Source organism: Clostridioides sp. ES-S-0049-02, from assembly GCF_020658465.1.
Taxonomy (GTDB): Bacteria; Bacillota; Clostridia; order Peptostreptococcales; family Peptostreptococcaceae; genus Clostridioides.
The window spans coordinates 627,364-646,608 of the sequence record NZ_JACVWG010000001.1; the positions used below are offsets into that span (position 1 = coordinate 627,364).

The 19,245-nt window shown below is 27.7% G+C and carries 15 protein-coding genes; 13 read left to right on the forward strand and 2 right to left on the reverse strand.

Annotated elements, in window-relative coordinates:
- Positions 1-3: 3 nt before the first annotated feature.
- From asrC to IC213_RS02860, 6 genes are all read left to right on the forward strand, one after another.
- A complete protein-coding gene (asrC, locus tag IC213_RS02835) occupies positions 4-975 on the forward strand; it encodes a sulfite reductase subunit C (RefSeq protein WP_227434903.1) in 972 nt (323 codons plus the stop codon).
- A gap of 56 nt (positions 976-1,031) precedes the next feature.
- Positions 1,032-1,817: a formate/nitrite transporter family protein gene (locus IC213_RS02840; RefSeq protein WP_227434902.1), complete on the forward strand. Its 786-nt coding sequence runs from the start codon at positions 1,032-1,034 to the stop codon at positions 1,815-1,817.
- A gap of 263 nt (positions 1,818-2,080) precedes the next feature.
- The gene (locus IC213_RS02845; RefSeq protein WP_227862715.1) at positions 2,081-4,099 is read left to right on the forward strand and encodes an FUSC family protein; all 2,019 of its coding nucleotides are present in this window, start codon (positions 2,081-2,083) and stop codon (positions 4,097-4,099) included.
- Positions 4,100-4,324: 225 nt separating this feature from the next.
- Positions 4,325-5,182, forward strand: a complete 858-nt coding sequence (locus IC213_RS02850) for an alpha/beta hydrolase (RefSeq protein WP_227434899.1) — start codon at positions 4,325-4,327, stop codon at positions 5,180-5,182.
- A 97-nt stretch (positions 5,183-5,279) separates the two neighbouring features.
- Positions 5,280-6,149 (forward strand): radical SAM protein, encoded by an 870-nt coding sequence (locus IC213_RS02855; RefSeq protein WP_227434897.1) that lies wholly within the window; start codon positions 5,280-5,282, stop codon positions 6,147-6,149.
- Between the two features lie 262 nt (positions 6,150-6,411).
- A complete protein-coding gene (locus tag IC213_RS02860; RefSeq protein WP_227835423.1) occupies positions 6,412-8,412 on the forward strand; it encodes an FAD-dependent oxidoreductase in 2,001 nt (666 codons plus the stop codon).
- A 225-nt stretch (positions 8,413-8,637) separates the two neighbouring features.
- Here IC213_RS02860 and IC213_RS02865 read toward each other — a convergent pair whose 3' ends face one another.
- Positions 8,638-9,270, reverse strand: coding sequence for a CatB-related O-acetyltransferase (locus IC213_RS02865; RefSeq protein WP_227862716.1), 633 nt, complete (start codon positions 9,268-9,270; stop codon positions 8,638-8,640).
- 416 nt (positions 9,271-9,686) lie between these two features.
- On the opposite strand from IC213_RS02865, the gene eis reads away from it, so the two are divergent.
- Positions 9,687-10,898, forward strand: coding sequence for a GNAT family N-acetyltransferase (gene eis, locus IC213_RS02870; RefSeq protein ID WP_227862717.1), 1,212 nt, complete (start codon positions 9,687-9,689; stop codon positions 10,896-10,898).
- 78 nt (positions 10,899-10,976) lie between these two features.
- Here the strand turns inward: eis and IC213_RS02875 are convergent, their stop codons facing one another.
- Entirely contained in the window at positions 10,977-11,885 is a 909-nt protein-coding gene (locus tag IC213_RS02875) for a LysR family transcriptional regulator (RefSeq protein ID WP_227434891.1), read from the reverse strand.
- Positions 11,886-12,194: 309 nt separating this feature from the next.
- Between IC213_RS02875 and aroD the strand changes: the two genes are divergently transcribed.
- The 6 genes from aroD (at position 12,195) to IC213_RS02905 (ending at position 18,890) form a co-directional block, all read left to right on the forward strand.
- Complete coding sequence (aroD, locus tag IC213_RS02880) at positions 12,195-12,962, forward strand: type I 3-dehydroquinate dehydratase (protein ID WP_227482499.1); 768 nt, start codon at positions 12,195-12,197, stop codon at positions 12,960-12,962.
- A 20-nt stretch (positions 12,963-12,982) separates the two neighbouring features.
- Entirely contained in the window at positions 12,983-13,060 is a 78-nt protein-coding gene (locus tag IC213_RS21230; protein ID WP_227434955.1) for a GTP-binding protein, read from the forward strand.
- 353 nt (positions 13,061-13,413) lie between these two features.
- Positions 13,414-13,980, forward strand: a complete 567-nt coding sequence (locus tag IC213_RS02890; RefSeq protein WP_227434884.1) for a beta-class carbonic anhydrase — start codon at positions 13,414-13,416, stop codon at positions 13,978-13,980.
- Positions 13,981-14,289: 309 nt separating this feature from the next.
- Positions 14,290-14,751 carry a MarR family winged helix-turn-helix transcriptional regulator gene (locus IC213_RS02895; protein ID WP_227434883.1) on the forward strand — a complete coding sequence of 154 codons (462 nt, stop codon included), beginning with the start codon at positions 14,290-14,292 and terminating at the stop codon, positions 14,749-14,751.
- Between the two features lie 67 nt (positions 14,752-14,818).
- Positions 14,819-17,065, forward strand: a complete 2,247-nt coding sequence (locus tag IC213_RS02900) for an ABC transporter ATP-binding protein (RefSeq protein WP_227862718.1) — start codon at positions 14,819-14,821, stop codon at positions 17,063-17,065.
- Positions 17,058-18,890 carry an ABC transporter ATP-binding protein gene (locus IC213_RS02905; RefSeq protein WP_227862719.1) on the forward strand — a complete coding sequence of 611 codons (1,833 nt, stop codon included), beginning with the start codon at positions 17,058-17,060 and terminating at the stop codon, positions 18,888-18,890. The genes IC213_RS02900 and IC213_RS02905 overlap by 8 nt, the downstream gene beginning before the upstream one ends.
- Positions 18,891-19,245 lie beyond the last annotated feature (355 nt).

Sequence of the window (19,245 nt, forward strand, 5' to 3'; positions counted from 1 at the left end):
TTTGTGATAAGAGATTTAAATACTAAAAAAGTAATGAAAAATGCTTATAGAATTACAAAAACAAAATATAAAACTTCTTTAAGAGTTAGAGTGCCAGGAGGTCTTATTGACCCTGAAAGTTTAATCACAGTTTCTAGGATTGCAAATGAATATGGTAATGGTCAGATACACATAACTACAAGACAGGGATTTGAAATCTTAGGAATAGATATGGAAGATATGGAAGAAATAAATAATATCATACAGCCTGTTATTGAAAAGATGAATATAAATCAAAGTGAGAAAAATGCAGGTTATCCAGCAGCAGGTACGAGAAACATAGCTGCATGTATAGGTAATAAAGTCTGTCCAAAAGCGCAGTATAATACAACTGAATTTGCAAAAAAAATAGAAAAAGCAATTTTTCCAAATGACTTACATTTTAAAGTGGCATTGACTGGATGTCCAAATGACTGTATAAAAGCTAGAATGAATGACTTTGGAATTATAGGAATGACCTTACCACTATATGAAAAAGATAGATGTGTGAATTGTGGAGCGTGTGTAAAAAAATGTTCAAAACTATCTGTTGGAGCATTAAAAACAGAAAATAATAAAGTAGTAAGAGATGGAGATAAATGCATAGGTTGTGGAGAATGTGTACTAAATTGCCCAACAAATGCATGGACTAGAGATGAAAAAAAATACTATAGATTAGCTATAATGGGTAGAACAGGTAAGAAAAATCCAAGACTAGCAGAAGATTTTCTTTTATGGGCAGATGAAGACAACATAATAAAAATAATACTTAATACTTACAAATATGTAGAGCAATATATAGATAAAGATGCACCAGGAGGGAAAGAGCATATAGGATATATAATTGACAGGACTGGATTCATGGAATTTAAAAAATGGGCACTTGAAGGTGTACAATTTGAAGAGATAACTAAAGTACATGAAAATATATACTGGAGTGGTGTTAAATATCTATAAGTAATAAAAAAATATATTTAAATAAATTATAAATTTAATAGAAGGAAGAGGGAATTATGCATAAAGAAACTTTGGATAAATTAACTAACGCAGCTATAAATAAAATAAATTTATTAAATACAAGTAAGATAAAATATTTAGTGTCTTCTGCTTTTGCAGGACTTTATGTAGGTATCGGTATACTTTTGATATTTACTATTGGAGGGATTTTGACAGATGCAGGTTCTCCTATGACAAAGATAATGATGGGGTTATCGTTTGCAGTAGCACTTAGTTTAGTTGTAATGACAGGAACAGAGCTGTTTACTGGAAATAATATGGTAATGTCTGTAGGTATGCTAAATAAAGGGGTAAGTATAAAAGATACTTCTAAAATATGGATATACAGTTGGGTAGGAAATTTAATAGGAGCTTTAATTTTAGGTATAATGTTTGTAGGAACTGGTTTAGTAGATAAAGGTCCTGTAGCAGAATTTTTTGCAAACACAGCAGCAGCCAAGGCATCTATGCCATTTATGTCTCTTTTCTTTAGAGGAGTTTTGTGTAATATTTTAGTTTGTGTCTCAGTTTTATGTTCATTTAGAACTAACAATGATAGTGCAAAAATAATTATGATATTCCTATGTTTATTTGCTTTCATAACAACAGGGTTTGAACATAGTGTAGCGAATATGACAATCTATAGTGTTTCATTATTTTCTCCAACAATTCAAACAGTTAGTATTGGAGGAGCTATTTATAATTTAGTAGCAGTAACACTTGGAAACATTGTTGGAGGAGCTTTATTTATGGGACTTGGTACTTACATACTAGGTAAAGAAAAAATTAAACAAGTTTGCTAGATAAATCTTACAACGCCCTCAATAAGTACAAAGATTGTATTATTGAGAGCGTTGTTTTTAATTTTAAAAAAATATTTGAAAGAAAAAACGTATGCTGGCATATGAATATATATGTTATATATGATTATAAAGTTCGTTAGTATATGAATTAAAATTAGAATTATAAATAGAAAAATTAGAATCCTCACGTAGAAAAGACGATTTTGAATACGATAATAAGTGTGATAAAATTGACTTTGTTGAAATTTTTAAGGAGGTATTTGATGACAAAAAAATTAATAATATCAAAAACTAAATTGTTTATTTTTATAATAGCATTTATATCTGCATTTATAGCTTTATTTGGAAGTAAAAATACACTTATAGGTGTGGCTATAGTAACAGCTATGCTAATGCTTTTGGAAAGGGATTTAACTATTTCTCCAATTAAAAATTTACTGAAATACTTGATAATAAACGTAACATTAGGAGTATTATCGTTTTTTGCAGTACAAAATATGTATTTAGGAATTTTATTAAATTTTATAGCATTATTTATAATAGGATATTTATTTAGTTATGATTTGAAAAGGGCTGTATATGTACCTTTTGGCCTTATGTATATATTTATGATAAGTATACCTGTAGGATTAAGTGAATTTCCTATAAGATTATCGGCTTTAGCTAGTGGTTCACTTGTCATAATGATTGCTCAATTTGTTATGAATAGAAATAGAATGAAAAAAATTGGTGACAAAGAATTAATATCTATATGTGATGAGTTGTTGGAAAAAATAAATCTTTTAAAAAATATTGTTAACAGTGATAATTCTGTAAATAAGTCTAATATGAGAAAAATAGATAGTTGTAATTACACAATAAATTCTATATCAAAAGGTCTTAAAATGGTTATATTTGATAATAGAAAAGATGATTTTTTTATTAGTATTAAAGGAATGGATATAATAAATATCTTATTTTCATTAGAAAGAATAAGTTTAATCTTAGATAGATATAAAATAGATACTAAGGAATTTGAGGATGAAGACATAAAAAATATGCTAAAAGAAAGTAGTACAAATAGTAAAGAAGATGTTTTAGTTGTAGTATCTAAAGAAGTAAATTATATCAAGATGTGCTTAGAAAATAAAGATAAGATAACTGATAAAGAAATACTTGGGTTTAGAGACTATGTTGTCGCTCAAGATACTAAAAATATAAATTTGAAAGAAATTTATAGTGTTTTAGAAAATCTATATGAATTTTTATTAGAGTACAAAAAGGTAAAATCAAAAGAGGAAAAAAGAGTTGAAAGAAAAATAAAGATACCACGTGAATTTAAAAGAATATCAATATATAAACAACATTTTAATTTAAAATCTATAAGATTTTCTTATGCAATAAAAATCGCTTTGGCTGCAGCAATCTCAGGTTTTATTATGGATTATTTTCACTTAAAAGATGGAAGATGGATAATGTTAACTGTGTTTTCATTAACGCAACCTTATGCAGAGAACTGTTTGCAGAAATCCAGAAAAAGAATAGAAGGTACACTAGTAGGAGCGGTAATATTTATTGTTTCATTTTCAATAATAAAAGATAATACATTAAGGTCATTAATAGTACTTTTAGCAGGATACATAAACTCATATGTAGTTGATTATAGAAAACTGATAGTGTGTGTAACTGTTTCAGCCCTTGGTTCGGCAGCAGTTATGGGAGACCCTAATGTTTTAACTATGAGTAGAATTTCATATGTAGTATTAGGTGCAATTATTGCATTAATAATAAATAAATTTGTTTTACCATATGATGCAAAAATGGGGTATCAGCATGTTATAGATGTGTATAAAGGTATAGTTAAAAATATAATTAATGAAGTTAATAAATCTATTGAAAATTCAACCAATGTTCATTATATAAAGAATCTATTATTAGTGCCATCACTTATTGAAGATAGACTTATGCTGATAAATACTATATACAAAGATGAACATCAAGATGATTTCTTAGAAAATCAACAATTACTAATAAGTAATATGTACAATTTATATATAAATGTCAAAAAGAATAATATTAGAGATGAAGATGTAGAAAGAATATTGAGAGATACTAGTTATATTTCAAATTATGATGCTGATAAATATGATGAAGGAAGAAGTGTAATTTTAGATAGTATTGAAAGTACAGTAAGTTTAGGTGATAAAATAATTTGTCTAAATTTACTTCAAACCTTAAATGGTGTAAAAGAAATGTATAGAATAAGTAATATCAGTAAAATGTTAGTGCAAGAAGTTGCATAGTTTTCTAATCTAATTAAATTATATAAAAAGTCATAGCTTTAAAATAAAGTATATGACTTTTTCTTTTATACAATGTTAACAGAAAATAGTATATTAAAAACAAAAACCATATATTTATGAATTTTGTGTGAAAAAGGTTAAAATATTGATTTTTTTCATTGGTTGAAAAAACAATTTACTTAGGATAAACTATAATAGTATTCAAATATTATGGGGGTTAGATTTATGAGTAAAGATGTAAAGGTAAAGCGCAATAAGAAATATGATACATTTAGTATAACTATGGAACTTGAAAGACCTTTACTTTATGATGAGGTTGAAAACGAAGATGATAAAAATGATAATAGAAAATTTAATATAAAAAAGAAAATATTCATGGGAATAGGTATACTGTTTGTATTGATTCTGCTTAGTTTTTTCATATGGATAAACAAAACATATGAACCTCAAAAACTAGCAAAAGAAGCATTAGTTAGCAATAGTAAAGTTGAGGTAACCATAAATGAAAATATTTCATTTACACCGAAGGGTAGAAAAGTTTCTAAAGGTCTAATTTTTTATCCAGGAGCTAAAGTAGAAATTGAATCATATGCACCACTTGCAAGAAAAATAGCAGAAAGTGGATATGAAGTGGTAATTGCAAAAATGCCACTTAATCTAGCTATACTTGGAACTAATAAAGCACAGAAAATTATGGATTCTTACAATAATATAGAACATTGGGTAATAGGAGGTCACTCATTGGGTGGAGTTGTTGCATCTAATTTTGCACGTGACAATAAATTAATTGATGGAGTTGTGTTTTTATCTTCTTATCCAATGGGCAATGAACTAAAACAGCTAGGTAAAAAGGTTATATCTATATGGGGAAGTAAAGATGGAGTAGTTAATTTTAAAAATCTTATAGAAGCAAAAGAAAAACTTCCTGATGATACAACTTATGTTGAAATTGAAGGGGGAAATCATGCACAATTTGGAGATTATGGAAAACAAAAGGGAGACAATGATGCTATTATAAGTCAAGAAAAACAGCTTAAGATTACTGCAAATAGTATTATTAAATTTTTAAATAATATATCTTAAACAAAAGCTTGAAGTTTATAATATATATAAAGTATTATTTTAAGTAAATATTATTAATATAATAAAATTAAGAGTTGATTAAAAGGGGGATTTTAATATGGAATATGATATGCCACTTTATAGACCGCCAAGTGAGGCTTATAGTCTTATAATACAAGTTACACTAGGATGTTCTCATAATAAATGTACATTTTGTAGTATGTACAAATCAAAGAAATTTAAAATAAAACCATTAGAAGTAATAAAAAATGAAATTGATATATTTAGAAGACATTATAAAAATGTAGACAGAATATTTTTAGCAGATGGAGACGCATTGATAATACCAATGGAAAAACTAAGAGATATAATATTGTATATAAAAGAAGTTTTTCCAGAGTGTGAAAGAATTACTCTATATGGCTCTCCTAAGTCTATAGAGAAAAAAACTGATGATGAACTTAAAGAGTTAAAAAAACTTGGTGTTAAGATGATTTATCTAGGGCTTGAGAGTGGAAATGATGAGGTATTAGAAGATATTAAAAAGGGATTTAATAGTGAACAACTTATAAAAGTTGGTAGAAAAGTTAAGCAAAATGGTATTAAATTATCAGCTACTGTAATAGCAGGTCTTGGAGGAACTAAAAAAACGAATCAACATGGAGTTGATACAGGAAAAATGCTAGGAGCAATTTCACCAGATTATGTAGGTGTATTGAGTTTAATGGTAGAACCTAATACTGAACTTTACGATTTGCTTCAATCAGGTGAATTTACAGTATTGGAAGATAAAGCTGTGCTACAAGAAATTAAAGAAATGATAAAAAATATAGATACCAATGAAAAAGTCGTATTTAGAAGTAATCATGCCTCAAATTATGTTAACTTAAAAGGAATATTACCTGAGGATAAACAACGTCTAATTGATGAGATAGATTATTATCTAAGTAACTTAAAATTAAAAAGAGAAGAGTATAGAAGACTGTAAAATTTAGCTATTCTTAATATATATGTGTATATGTAAAATATTAAAATTATCTAGAGTTTAAGTAATCATGCTACATTAATAGTGTATCACTATTAATGTAGCATGATTTTTTTTGTTAAGAAACATAATCATAAAATTATAGAAAAAATCTATCAATAATGATGAAAATATGCACTGGTTTAATAGATTTCTACGCATTATAATAGAGACATAAATTTAAAACACAAAAACTATAAACATAAAAACGTGTGGAGGAATAGAAATGAAAATATATCAAAATATCTTTGAACCATTAACTATAAAAAGGATGAATGTAAAAAATAGAATAGTTATGCCACCAATGGGAACAAACTTTGGTGGAGAAAGTGGAGAATTTAAAGATGAACACATTAAATATTATGAACAAAGAGCTAAAGGTGGAACTGGACTTATAATTGTAGAAAATGCTTGTGTAGATTTTCCTTTAGGTTCTAATGGAACTACACAAATAAGAATAGACCATGACAGATACATACCTGCTTTATATAAGTTAACTGAGAGTCTACATAAACATGGTGCATGTGTAGCTATACAAATTAATCATTCAGGTGCTTCAGCTATGCCAGATAGAATAAATGGATTAACTCCAGTATCTTCTTCGAACATACCCTCAAAAAATGGAGGAACAATACCAAGAGAATTAAAGAAAGAAGAAATACTAGATATAGCTAAAAAATATGGAAAGGCAGCAAAAAGAGCTCAAATAGCTGGTTTTGATGCTATAGAGATACACGCTGGACACTCATATCTAATAAGTCAATTTTTATCCCCAATTTACAATAAGCGTACAGATGAATTTGGTGGAAGTCTTGAAAATAGAGCGAGATTTGCAAAACTAGTAATTGATAAAGTTAGAGACGAAGTAGGAGCCTTATTTCCTATATCTTTAAGGATAAGTGCTGATGAATTTATAGAGGGAGGAAATACTTTAGATGATACTTTAAAGCTTCTTGAATATTTAAATGAAGAAGTAGATATATATAATGTATCAGCAGCATTAAATGATTCTATACAATTTCAAATCGATACAATGACATTAGAAGATGGGTGGCGTTCATATATGTCTAAAGCAGTTAAAAAAAGATTTGGAAAAACAACAATAATAACTGGAAATATAAGGAATCCAGAGATAGCATCAAAAATACTTGAAAATAATGAAGCGGATTTTATAGGTATGGGAAGAGGCCTTATAGCTGACCCTAATTGGGCTGAAAAGGTAGAAAATGGAAAAGAAGATTCAATAAGAAAGTGTATTTCATGTAATATAGGATGTGCAGGTAATAGAATTGGAGCAAATAGACCTATAAGATGTACAGTAAATCCAGACTTAATAAATGGAGAAGAATATAAACAAAGAAAAGTAAATAAGACAACAAATGTGGTTGTTATAGGTGGAGGAACGGCGGGTCTCGAAGCCGCAGCCACAGCAGCAGAGGTGGGATGTAATGTATTTTTATTAGAAGAAAAAGCAGATATAGGAGGGCTTGCTGAGACAATATCAACTTTTCCGGATAAAAGTAGAATAAATGATTTTCCAAAGTATTTAAAACAGAGAGTTAATAAATTAAAAAATTTAATTGTTTTTAAAAATACAAAGGCCGATATTAAATTTATAGAAAATTTAAAACCTGATATAATTATAAATGCTACAGGTTCAAAACCATTACTTCCACCAATAACTGGTTTGATGGATAGGATAGACCAAGAAAATGGAAAGGTGAGTTCAATATTTAAGCTATTTAATGATATAGAATATTTTAAAACAAAAGACTTAGAAAATAAGAAAGTAGTAGTTGTGGGTGGTGGAGCTGTTGGATTAGATGTTGTAGAATTTTTCTCAGAAAATAAGGCTAAAACTTCTATAGTTGAGATGTTACCAGTTGTGGGCAAAGATTTAGACCCTATAACAAAGGTGACAATGATGAAGATGTTAAAAGATTACAATGTTGATGTTTATACAAATACAGCATTATTGGAAGTTGAGGATGATAATTTTAAAGTTAAGAAGAATGAAGAAGAGTTCTTACTAAATTTTGATTATGGATTTATATGTTTAGGAATGAAATCTAATAATCCAATTTTGAATAATTTAAAGAAATATTTTGAAGCTAAAAATGTGGAAGTTCTAAATATAGGAGATAGTAAAATAGCTCGAAGAATAATCGATGGAGTTAGAGAAGGAAGAAATATAATAACAACTTTAGAAAAGTTAAATCTTTTATGATAATAAATAATAGAGATGATTTTAGAAAAGTCGAATCTCTTGTAGAGAATAAATAATAAAAGTAAAGTAATTTTAGAAAAGTTAATTTATCTTTGTTTTATAACCTTAGTACTATTTTTAATTTTAATTATATCAAGTAGGACTATTGGCAATATAGTAGATTTAAGGGAATTCCTAAAAAGATTTCCCCTAAATCTCGTTTTAAGATAAATTAGTCATAAAATATTAAACTAATCTATCAATAGCTCCTGATTGAATGTGTTGAATACTTGATTGGATTTTTTCATATGACCAATCCCACCACTTAATTTTTAATAATTTTGAAATTATATCATCATTAAATCTTTTCTTTATAATTTTTGCAGGTATTCCTCCAACAGTAGAATATGGAGGGACATTATTAGTAACTACAGCTCTTGTTCCAATAATTGCTCCATCACCAATTTTTACACCTGGCATAATTACAGCATCATAGCCTATCCATACATCATTTCCAATTACAATATCACCCTTATTATCCCAAGTATCTGTTATATGATTTATGTCTAAATCCCATTCTTCATAAAAGATTGGAAATGTATAAGTAGAGAGTGATTTCATAGTGTGGTTTCCACTAGTCATTAAAAACTTTACATTACATGCAATTGAACAAAATTTTCCGATTATTAATTTATCATTGTTTATAGGATATTGATATAGTACATTATTTTTTTCAAAATCCCTTGGGTCATTATAAAAGTCGTTATATATTGTATAGTCTCCAACTTTTATATTGTCTCTTGTAATCACATTTTTAAGATATATAGTTTGATAATCATTACTTCTTGGATATATTTTATCTGAATTTGGAATAGTCATGTTTAAATCTCTCCTTTATATTATGTTGTTTTCCTGACTATCCCATTATTACAATGCATCTATTCACAGAATCACTCCTTATATATTACTTATTTATTTATAGTTTATTATTTTATTTTAAATAAAATATTTTTAACTAAACTGTATTTTATTACAATTGTCTATTTATTTGATTATATCAAAGTGATAAAAAATTACAAGTATTTAAGATATACTAAATATAAATCATTTTTTATTAAGTTAAATAATGCTATTATTGAATTAAACTTTAATTTTCAACAGTGATTTGACTAGAATATATTGGGTATGATAAAATTATGTTTATATAAATATTTATGTAGTATTTATGTAAATTTATTATCTATATTATATAAATAGATAGTATTTATATGTATTTATTTTTAGGAGGTTTTATTATGAGTCGACTAGAGAGACTCGAAATGAAGAAAGTAGAAACTAAGCATTTGCAACAATTCAATCAATTGTTACGTTATGTATTTCAAGTGACAAACCATGATTTACAACAAGTAGGTTGGGAGGAAAGAGAAATAACTCTTGCTAAACTACCTGTATTAAGACAAGCAGATGTATTTGGTTGGTTTGATGAGGATAAACTAGTATCTCAAATAGCTGTTTATCCATTTAAAATCAATATATTTGGTCAAAAATACGATATGGGTGGTCTTACTGGTGTTGGAACATATCCTGAATATTCTAATTTAGGTCTTATGGATAAATTGATGCGACAAGCATTAACAGATATGAGAGAAAGAAAGCAATCTATATCTTATTTATTTCCATACTCAATTCCATATTATCGTCGTAAGGGATGGGAAATAATATCAGATAAGATATCTTTTGAAATTAAAGATACTCAGTTGCCGAAACCTAAAGTGGTATCAGGAGAAGTTGAGCGTGTAAGTATAGAACACGAAGATGTCAGAAATGTTTATGAACGATTTTCTAAAAAGAGCCATGCGTCTATGATTAGAAGTGAGTTGGCATGGGAAGAATACTGGCGTTGGGATTTAGATGACTTAACATGTGCAATTTATTATGATAAAAACCATGAAGCACAAGGTTATGTGTTATATTGGATTTCTGATGAAATATTCTATATTAAAGAAATGGTATTTGTAGAAGAAGAGGCACGTGCAGGATTATGGAATTTTATAAGTGCTCACTTTTCAATGATAAATAAAGTGGTTGGAAATACATATACAGATGAACCATTGGCATTTTTACTTGAAGATGGAGACATAGAAGAAAATATAAGACCATACTTTATGGGTAGAATTGTTGATATAGAACAATTTATAAATCAGTATCCATTTAAAGAACAAGAAAATGAAGTAAAGTTAGTATTTCAATTAAAAGACCCTTTATTAGATTGGAATACAGGAGTATTTACACTAAGTGTTTCTAAAGAAGGTAAAGGTATACTAACCTCTGGTGGTGATAAGTATGATTTGAAGCTTGATATACAAACACTTACAACTATGTTGCTTAGTTACAAAAGACCAACTTATCTTCATAGAATAAAAAGAATTACTTGTGATAAAGAAATAGTAGATTTATTAGAAAATCTTATTGAACGTGAAAATCCATATTTCTCAGATTATTTCTAATAAACTTTAATAAATTTTAAAATGTGTCTGGGATTGTACAGAGTATTTACTCTGAAACAATCCCTTTTTAACTTGTTCTTATTCCATTTTATCAATTAGATTATTGTTTTTACTGTAATTAATAACAAAGTTTCTAAAACTATTAACAGCAGGAGTTAAATATTTATTTTTCATTGTAGCTAAATATATGTACCTTTCATGTATAGGATTTGTTATTGATAAAACCTTTACATTAAAATATTTAAGAGCAAAAATATTTGGAACAACTGCTATACCATAGTTAATAGAAACTAAACCTGCGACAGCTGTATCTTCTTCTGTTTCACATACAATTTGTGGTTTTACATCAACTTTTTCAAAGAGCTTATCAATAATTGGTCTAACTCCACTATCTTCACTAAAGAATATAAAAGGATAATCCTTTGTATCCTTTAAGTCTACACTTTCATTTGAGGCTAAAGGATGGTTATATGGCACTATTACAACCAATTCTTCCTGAAGTATAGCTGTAAAATCTATGTTGGGTTCATTTGGAACAAAAGAGCAAAATGCTAAATCGAATTTTTCATCTTTTAAACTTTGGATAATCTTTTTAGTAGTACCTTGACCAAATGAAAATGAAATATTTTTATTTGACTCTTTTTCTAAAAACTTACCAAGTATATCTGGAATGAAGTAAGCTCCCAATGTATAAATAAATCCTAAGTCTATGACACCTTTTGATATACTTGTATATTCTCTAAGCTTTTTTTCTCCTCTTTCTAATTCACTCAATGCTTTATCAACATAAGTTAAAAAAAATTTACCATATTTAGTTAAACGAACATTTCTACCTTGTTTTTCAAATAAAAAAGTTCCCAGTTCTTTTTCAAGAGCAGATATAGCATGACTTAAGCTTGGTTGAGTTATAGACAATTGTGTAGCTGCTTTTGTATAGTGCTCAACTTTGGCTAAAACTCTAAAGTAATGCAAATGATTTAGGTTCATTGATATTCAATCCCTTCATAAGAAATAAAATTCGGGTTATTTCTACAAAATTATACCATATTATACCATAATTCATAGATTAATTCTATCAATATTAAGAATAATATGTATTTTATTAATAATAATTAAGTAATATAATGAAATTACAAGAAAGAGTGTAAAAAAATTAAATGTAAGTATATAAAATGAAGTTGAAGTACTACTGTAGAATTAGTATTGTTATGACTTATAGTATTTTTACGATATAATAATATTGTGATGTAAAGAATATAAAATCTGATAAAACTTCTATATGTGTGGAGGAGAAATATGAATAATATAGTACAAGTAAAAAATATTAGAATAGGAGAAGGTATACCTAAAATCTGTGTACCAATAGTTGGAAAAACTAAAGAAGAAATTATTGAAGAAGTTAATGACTTAAAGGAAATTTGTTTGGATGTTGTAGAATGGCGTGTTGATTTCTTTGAGAATGTAGAAAATATTCAACAAGTTAAAGAAGTTATTAATGAATTAAGAAAATATATACCAGATACACCTCTATTATTTACATTTAGAAGTATAAAAGAAGGTGGACAAAAATTAATATCAAAAGATTATTATACTATTTTAAATAAGGAAATCTCTAATACAGGATTAATAGACTTAATAGATGTAGAGCTATTTATGGGAGATGAAATTGTAAATGAAATAGTCGAGTTTGCTCATGAAAAAGAAGTGAAAGTAGTCATGTCGAATCATGATTTTAATAAAACTCCCAAAAAAGAAGAGATTATATCTCGTTTATGCAAAATGCAAAAACTAGGAGCAGACTTACCTAAAATAGCTGTTATGCCAAAAAATGAAAGAGATGTTCTAGTGTTGCTTACAGCTACAAATGAAATGGTTCAAGTTTATGCAGATAGACCAATAATAACTATGTCTATGGCAGGAATGGGAGTTATAAGTCGTTTGTGTGGGGAAATATTTGGCTCAGCATTGACTTTTGGAGCAGTTAAAAAGGTTTCTGCACCAGGTCAAATGTCAGTTGAAGAACTAAATTCAATACTATGCATATTACATAAAAGTATTAATTAGTTTAAAAGACTTGAGTATATATGATAAAGGTTGATGTTGTTTCAGGTTTTTTAGGAGTAGGAAAAACTACACTCATTAAAAAAATATTAAAGGCATAAGGTTTTGTAAATTCATCTGATGTATATTTAGAATTTAGCTATTCTTCTGGCAAAACTAATGTTTTTAAATATAGCGGAGTTAAGGATGGAAAAGTAACTATAATAGGATTAAATTTAGGTAATAAAGTTTTAAAAGAATTATTTAATTAAATAACAAAAATATATAATTCTAATTTTGATTATTAAAAGATTATTATAAGAGTCTTTACTAATATAACTAATATGTGAAATTATGGAAAAATAATAATTTTATAAAAATAGATGATAAATATAAATTAAATTATATATGTATATATTGTAGTCCAATAGTGATATAATAATATAAAAAATTTTTATAGAGAGTGAGATTACATATGCGAAGACTTGAAGAGATATTAGAGTACAATAAATCATTTGTAAAAAATAAAGAATATGAACAGTATGCAACCTCAAAACATCCAAATAAAAAAATAGTAGTCCTATCATGTATGGATACAAGATTAACTGAACTTTTACCTAAAGCCATGAATCTTAAAAATGGAGATGTTAAACTGATAAAAAATGCAGGTGCTACTATAATGCATCCATTTGGAAGTATTATGAGAAGTATTTTAGTTGCAATTTATGAATTTGATGTGGATGAAGTTATGGTTGTAGGACATCATGGATGTGGTATGTGCAATGTGGATACGGATAAATTACTAAATAAAATCTTAGATAGAGGAATATCAAATGATGTAATACTTACACTTCGTAGTGCAGGAATTGATACAAAACAATGGTTACATGGATTTGATTCAGCAGAGGATTCTGTAAAAGATAGTATTAATTTAATAAAAAATCATCCTTTAATTCCAGAGGGAATTGTTGTGCATGGGTTGATTATATCGCCAGAAACTGGAAAAATAGATGTTGTTGTAAATGGATATGAGGATAAATAATATATTTTTATAGTATATAAGTAATATATTATTAAATAAGAGGTTGTTTCAAAATTTATTTTATTTTGAAACAACCTTTTTTAATTGATAAATTTATGAAAAGGTTTATCTTAAGGTTTTAATGAAAAATATAAGTAGTTAGCTAATTAAAAAACTTATTATTAGCTATTAAAATCATAACTAATCAATAGAAAAATATTTAATAAATGAAATTTATATGAATTTTTTATAAATATATTGAAAAAAGATATCTGTTATAGTAAAATAATCATTAGCCGACTAAGTAATATAAAAATAAGGAGGGTAAGTATGAATAGCAATTCTGAAGAAAAATTAAATGATGTTTTCTTGCAATTGATGCGAATATATTTTATAAGAACTCATTTTTATTTTGATAAATTAGGCTTGTACCAGGGTCAGCCACAAATACTTTTTTCTCTTAGGATGAAAAATGGTCAAAGTCAAAAAGAATTAGCAGATAAAAGAAAAGTAAAAGCATCTACAACGACAGTTATGATAAAAAGAATGGAAAAAACTGGGCTTGTAGAAAGAAAACAAGATGAAAAGGACCAAAGAATTTCTAGAATTTTTTTAACAGATAAAGGCCTAGAAGTATGTAAGAAAGTTGAGGAATTTAACAAAGAATTAGAAAGAGAAATCTTTTTAGGATTTAGTGAAGAAGAAAAAATAGTACTTAGAAGACTTCTAATGCAAGTTAGAGACAATTTAAAAGCAGGATGTCATAAACATGAGCATGAAAAATATTTCTAAAGTTTAAAACAATGTTTTTCAATTTAATGCTATCAGACTAATTAATATTACAGAAGGGAAGAAGTGTATGTTTAAATTAATTAAATATTTAAAGAAGTCAGCCTTATCAATAGTAATAATAGTATGCTTATTGGTAGTTCAAGCAGTATGTGACCTTTCTTTACCAAAATATACATCTAATATAGTAAATATAGGGATACAGCAAGGTGGAGTAGAAAACTCTGTTCCATCTATAATTAGAAAAAGTGAATTAGATAAGATTACTTTGTTTATGGATAAAGATAATAAGGATAAAATATTAGACAATTATACTTTATTGAATAAGGAAGATTACAGCAAGTATAAAGAGAAGTATCCAAATTTAAAAGACGAATCTCTTTATGAGTTAAATACTAAAAACAAGGATACTATAGAGGAGTTAAATACTATTTTTGGTAAATCTATTTTAATTGTATCAGGGCTTGAGGGGGACAGTAAGGAAGTAAAAGCAATGAAATTTCAGATAATGAGTCAACTTCCTACACAAGGGACTCAAGGTGAAGAAGTTGATATATTTAAAGTGTTATCAATGATGCCAACAGAACAATTAGACAAATTAACTAAAGAGATGAGCAAAAGCTTTGAAAGTATGCCAGAAAGTATGATAACACAAAGTTCAGTATCATATGTAAAAGCAGAATATGAAAACATAGGTATTGATACAGAAAATATGCAAAATAATTATATATTACTTACTGGTGCAAAAATGCTTGGTATAGCTATGATTAGTATGATAGCTACAATTACAGTTGGATTTTTAGCAGCAAGAGTAGCAGCAAGCGTAGGAAGAAATTTAAGAAGTGGAGTTTTTAGAAAAGTTATGTCATTTTCAAATAGTGAAATGAATGAGTTTTCTACAGCATCATTAATCACTCGTAGTACAAATGATATTCAACAGATACAAATGTTGATGGTTATGCTACTTAGAATAGTTTTTTATGCTCCAATAATGGCTATAGGTGGAATAATAAAAGTTTTAAATACTAATACTTCAATGGCTTGGATTATAGCAGTTGCAGTAGTAGCCATTTTATCTTTAATAATTGTATTATTCTCAGTTGTTATGCCTAAGTTTAAATTGGTTCAAAAGCTTGTCGATAAGTTAAACTTAGTAAGCCGTGAGATAATTACAGGTATTCCAGTTATAAGAGCTTTTAGTACTGAAAAACATGAAGAAAAAAGATTCGATGAAGCAAATAAAAATTTAACTAAAACAAATCTTTTTGTAAATAGAGTTATGACATGTATGATGCCTGCTATGATGCTTATAATGAACCTTATTACAGTTCTTATAGTTTGGAGAGGTGCATATAGTGTTGATTCTGGAGCAATGCAAGTTGGAGATATGATGGCATTTATACAATATACAATGCAGATAATAATGTCATTCTTGATGATATCAATGATATCTATTATGCTTCCAAGAGCATCTGTTTCAGCTACACGTATAGATGAAGTGTTGGTATCAGATATAAGTATCAAAGACCCAGAAAAATCAAAAGTACAAGAATTTAAAGAAGATAAAAAAGGTCTTGTTGAATTTAAAAATGTTTCATTCATGTATCCAGATGCAGAAGAAGCTATATTGACAGATATATCCTTTACAGCAAAACCAGGAGAAACAACTGCATTTATAGGAAGTACTGGTAGTGGTAAGTCGACTCTTATAAATTTAATTCCTCGTTTCTTTGATGTTACTGAGGGAGAAATATTACTTGGTGGAGTTAATATAAAAGATGTTGCTCAACATGATTTAAGAGAAAAAATTGGATATGTACCTCAAAAAGGAATATTGTTCTCTGGTACCATAGAATCCAACTTGAAATATGGCAGAAAAGACGCAACAGATGAAGAAATGAGAGCTGCAGCTGAAATAGCTCAAGCTACAGAATTCATTGATTCTAAACCAGAAGCTTTTAAAACTGAAATTTCTCAAGGTGGAACAAATGTCTCTGGAGGTCAAAAACAAAGACTTTCTATTGCAAGAGCAATAGCAAAAAATCCAGAAGTTTATATATTTGATGATAGTTTTTCGGCTCTTGACTTAAAAACTGATGCAGCTCTTCGTAAAGCTTTAAAATCAAAAACTGCTGAAAGTACAGTATTAATAGTTGCACAAAGAATTAGTACCATCTTGCATGCAGAACAAATAGTTGTTTTAAATGAAGGAAAAATAGTTGGAATAGGAACACATAAAGAGCTTCTAAAAAATTGCGAAGTTTATGAGCAAATAGCTTTATCACAACTTTCAAAGGAGGAGCTAGCTAATGAGTAGAATGGGAAAAGGTCCTATGGGAAAATCTATAGGAGCAGGACAAAAAGCAAATGACTTTAAAGGAACCATGCGAAAACTAATTGCATACTTATCTAAATTTAAAATATCAATAATTTTGGTAATTGTATTTGCTATTGGTAGTGCATCGTTTTCTATAGTAGGTCCAAAAATTTTAGGTAAGGCGACTACAAAGATATTTGAAGGATTAGTGAGCAAAGTCTCTGGAGGCAATGTAGGTATAGATTTTGACGCAATTGGAAAAATTTTAGCATTATTACTTTGCCTTTACTTGGTAAGTGCACTATTCTCTTTTATACAAGGATTCATAATGAGTGGAATTTCTCAAAAAGTATCTTATAATTTAAGACAAGAGATTTCAGTAAAATTGGATAGATTGCCAATGAAGTATTTTGACACTAAAACACATGGTGAAATACTATCAAGAATTACAAATGATATAGATACTCTAAACCAAAGTTTAAATCAAAGTATGACACAACTTATAACATCAGTAACAACTATGATAGGTGTTTTGATAATGATGTTATCTATAAGTGGTATTATGACATTAGTGGCAATTTTAATATTACCAATATCAATGTTTGTAATTTCAAGAATAGTAAAGAAATCACAAAAATACTTTAGATCCCAACAAGAATATTTAGGGAATGTAAATGGTCAAGTTGAGGAAACTTATAGTGGTCAAACAATAGTAAAAGCATTTAATCGTGAAGAAGAAGCAATTAATGAATTTGATAAATTAAATGATAGTTTGTATAATTCAGCATGGAAATCTCAATTTTTGTCTGGGATAATGCAACCACTTATGATGTTTATTGGAAACTTAGGATATGTAATGGTATCAATCTTAGGAGGTTGGCTTGCAATTAAGAAAACAATTGAGGTTGGAGATATACAGTCATTTATACAATATGTAAGAAACTTTACACAACCAATGACTCAGATTGCACAGGTTGCTAACTTACTACAGTCAACAGCAGCAGCTTCTGAAAGAGTATTTGAGTTTTTAGAAGAGGAAGAAGAAGACCAAGTTGTTGAAAATGCAGTTTCAATAGATGGTTTAGAAGGTAAGATTGATTTTGAAAATGTTAATTTTGGATATAATTCAAATAAGACTATAATAAATGATTTCTCAGTAAATGTTAAACCTGGTCAAAAAGTTGCTATTGTTGGACCTACAGGAGCAGGTAAAACTACTATAGTTAAGCTTTTAATGAGATTTTATGATGTTAATAGTGGTTCAATACTAATTGATGGTCATAATATTAAAGATTTCAATCGTAGTGAGCTTAGAGAAATGTTTGGTATGGTTCTTCAAGATACATGGTTATTTAGTGGCTCAATTATGGAAAATATAAGATATGGTAAACTAAAGGCTACAGATGAAGAAGTTATAGAAGCAGCTAAATCTGCACATGTTCATAGATTTATCAAAACATTGCCAGATGGATACAACATGAAATTAAATGAAGAAGCAAGCAATGTTTCTCAAGGTCAAAAACAATTATTGACTATAGCTCGTGCCATTTTAGCAGACCCTAAAATCTTAATATTGGATGAAGCTACAAGTTCTGTTGATACTAGAACAGAAGTATTAATTCAAAAAGCTATGGATAATCTTATGGAAGGTAGAACAAGCTTTGTTATAGCACATAGATTATCAACTATACGTGATGCTGACATGATTCTTGTTATGAATGAAGGAGATATAGTTGAACAAGGAAACCATGAGGAACTTCTAAAGAAAGGTGGATTCTATGCTAATCTTTACAATTCTCAATTTGAAGAAGATGAAGCAATGTAGTAAGAATTTACTTTAAAATATGAGTATCGTTGTAAGAGAAATATAGAATAAACTATGTAGATAAGATTATATTTTGTAAGATATAATCTTATCTATTTTTTTATGTATTTACAAAGTTGTGTATTTTGTTATAATATATAATAAGGAAAATGTTGGAGGTGATTATCAAAATGTATATTTAATCGTATTCTTTAAATTTTATTAATAATAAAATTTAATTTTAATAGTTAACAATTATGTAAAGTTATCTACTTTAGTTACTTTTATTAGTTGTGTAAAAAACTACTTAAATTTAAGAATTGGGTTAAATATAATATAATAATCACATATGAGTCAATTAAATTGACATATTTTT